Source organism: Micromonospora sp. WMMD736 (assembly GCF_049179015.1).
Taxonomy (GTDB): Bacteria; Actinomycetota; Actinomycetes; order Mycobacteriales; family Micromonosporaceae; genus Micromonospora.
Map to the genome: position 1 here is coordinate 1 of NZ_JBMHMI010000105.1, position 2,587 is coordinate 2,587.

General features: G+C 66.7%; 3 protein-coding genes and 1 pseudogene. All 4 read left to right on the forward strand.

Translation table 11 applies throughout. From position 1 onward, the window contains the following. The coding region (locus ACN269_RS34210) for a ribonuclease E/G (protein ID WP_421477407.1) at positions 1–1,345 on the forward strand (1,345 nt) is incomplete at its 5' end. 159 nt (positions 1,346–1,504) lie between these two features. Continuing rightward, positions 1,505–1,828, forward strand: coding sequence for a 50S ribosomal protein L21 (gene rplU / locus ACN269_RS34215; protein WP_421477411.1), 324 nt, complete (start codon positions 1,505–1,507; stop codon positions 1,826–1,828). Between the two features lie 9 nt (positions 1,829–1,837). Next, positions 1,838–2,104 carry a 50S ribosomal protein L27 gene (gene rpmA / locus ACN269_RS34220; RefSeq protein WP_421477409.1) on the forward strand — a complete coding sequence of 89 codons (267 nt, stop codon included), beginning with the start codon at positions 1,838–1,840 and terminating at the stop codon, positions 2,102–2,104. Positions 2,105–2,201: 97 nt separating this feature from the next. Beyond that, positions 2,202–2,587 (forward strand): annotated as a pseudogene (gene obgE / locus ACN269_RS34225) (GTPase ObgE); the annotation flags it as partial.

Below are 2,587 nucleotides of genomic sequence, written 5' to 3' on the forward strand. Positions count from 1 at the left end.
CGAGGCCAAGGCCGCCGAGATCACCGCGAAGAAGGCCGGCGCCGCGGTGGCGCTCTATGAAGAGCCCGATGTGTTGGTGAAGGTCATCCGCGACCTGTTCAACGAGGACTTCGCCGGCCTCATCGTGTCCGGCGAGGACGCCTGGAACACCATCCACGGCTACGTGAGTTCGGTTGCGCCGGATCTGGTTTCGCGGCTGTCCAAGTACGAGCCGGTGGTGGGGTCCGACGGCGAGTCGGGTCCTGACGTGTTCGCCGTGCACCGTATCGACGAGCAGCTGGTCAAGGCGTTGGACCGCAAGGTGTGGCTGCCGTCGGGCGGCACCCTGGTCATCGACCGCACCGAGGCGATGACCGTCGTCGACGTCAACACCGGCAAGTTCACCGGCTCGGGCGGCAACTTGGAGCAGACCGTCACCCGCAACAATCTGGAAGCTGCCGAGGAGATCGTGCGCCAGCTGCGGTTGCGCGACATCGGCGGGATCGTGGTCATCGACTTCATCGACATGGTGCTGGAATCCAACCGGGACCTGGTGCTGCGGCGGCTCACCGAGGCGTTGGCCCGCGACCGCACTCGCCACCAAGTGTCGGAGGTGACGTCGCTGGGGCTGGTTCAGCTGACCCGCAAGAAGCTCGGCACCGGGCTGGTCGAGGCGTTCTCGACCGGTTGTCCGCATTGCGCGGGCCGCGGCATCCTGCTGCACGGTGACCCCGTCGACTCCGGACCCGCCGCCGGGCGCAAGTCCGAGTCCGGCGGGCGCCGCGGCAAGCGCGGCAAGAAGGGCGCCAAGTCCGACGACGTCGCGGTCGCCAAGGTGCCGGCGCACCCGGCCGGTGAGCATCCGATGTTCAAGGCGATGGCGGCGGCCAACGGAAAGCACCATGACGACGGTGACGAGTCCGAAGCAGACGGCGACGCCGGCGAAGGCGACACCAAGAAGACGTTCCGCGACGAACTCGACGAGGACACCGAGGCCGAGGAATCGGCGGCCATCGACGACGACCTCGACGAAGACGACAGCGACACCGAGGACGTCGACGAGTCCGACGATGACTCAGACACCGACGATGAGTCCGAAGACGACTTCGACGATGACGACGACGAGGACATCGACGACGACATCGACGTGATCGACAGGGATGACGACGAGGACTCCGAGGATGACGAGGACTCTGAGGATGACGAGGATTCTGAGGATGACGAGGACTCCGACGACTCCGACGACTCCGACGATGACACCAACGGATACGACGACGAGCGCGAACCGGTGGCGGCCGCGCGTGGTGGCCGGCACCGTCGGCGGGCCGCCGCCCGACCGGCAGGACCACCCAGCCACGACGCCTGACAGGCGGTTTGACCCTTTACCCGCTGGTCACGTAACCTTGACCAGTTGCCGCCAGGCCGCTGGCCGGTGGCAGCGGGGCCTCGTTCGCCCCGCACCCAGACCCACGTGCGCACCAACCGGTGATGCAGCGCGCACAGCGACGTTAGAGAAAGAAGAATGATGGCAAGCGACACAGCCACGTACGCGATCGTCAAGACCGGCGGCAAGCAGTACAAGGTAGCTGTCGGTGATGTGGTCAAGGTCGAGAAGCTCGACTCCGCACCCGGCGACCAGGTCTCGCTGCCCGTCGCGCTCGTCGTCAACGGCGCCCAGGTCACGACCGATGCCAGCGATCTGGCCAAGGTCGCGGTGACCGGCGAAGTGCTCGAGCACACCAAGGGTCCCAAAATCCGCATCCACAAGTTCAAGAACAAGACTGGCTACCACAAGCGGCAGGGTCACCGTCAGCAGGTGACGGTGCTCAAGGTCACCGGCATCAAGTAGGAGCGACAGATGGCACACAAGAAGGGCGCTTCCAGCTCACGTAACGGCCGCGAATCAGCCGCCCAGCGCCTCGGCGTCAAGCGGTTCGGTGGTCAGGTCGTCAAGGCCGGCGAGATCCTGGTCCGTCAGCGGGGTACGCATTTCCATCCCGGCACCAACGTCGGCCGGGGCGGCGACGACACGCTGTTTGCGACCGCGCCCGGCGCGGTGGAGTTCGGCACCAAGCGGGGCCGCAAGACGGTCAGCGTGGTGCGGGTCACCCGCCAGGAGGCCTAGCGCCGCGTCGAGATCGACGTTCGGCAGTCGGGCTCTCGCACTTTTTCGCCGAAAGGTACATTTCGGTGGTTAGAGAGCGGTTGGGAAAGGGAGTCCGATGCCCCGGTTTGTCGACCGCGTCGTGATTCATGCGCGGGCCGGCAACGGCGGCAACGGCTGCGCATCGGTGCACCGCGAGAAGTTCAAGCCGCTCGGTGGGCCCGACGGTGGTAACGGTGGTCGCGGCGGCAGTGTCGTTCTCGTGGTCGACCCGCAGGTGCACACCTTGCTCGACTTCCACTTTCATCCGCACGTGGTCGCGCCCTCCGGTAAGCAGGGCGCGGGCAGCAACCGGGACGGCGCGGCGGGCGCCGATCTGATCGTCAAGGTGCCCGACGGCACCATCGTGCTCGACGAGAACGGGCAGCTGCTGGCAGACCTGGTCGGCACCGGTACCCGGTTCGAGGCAGCGGCCGGTGGACGCGGGGGACTGGGCAATGCCGC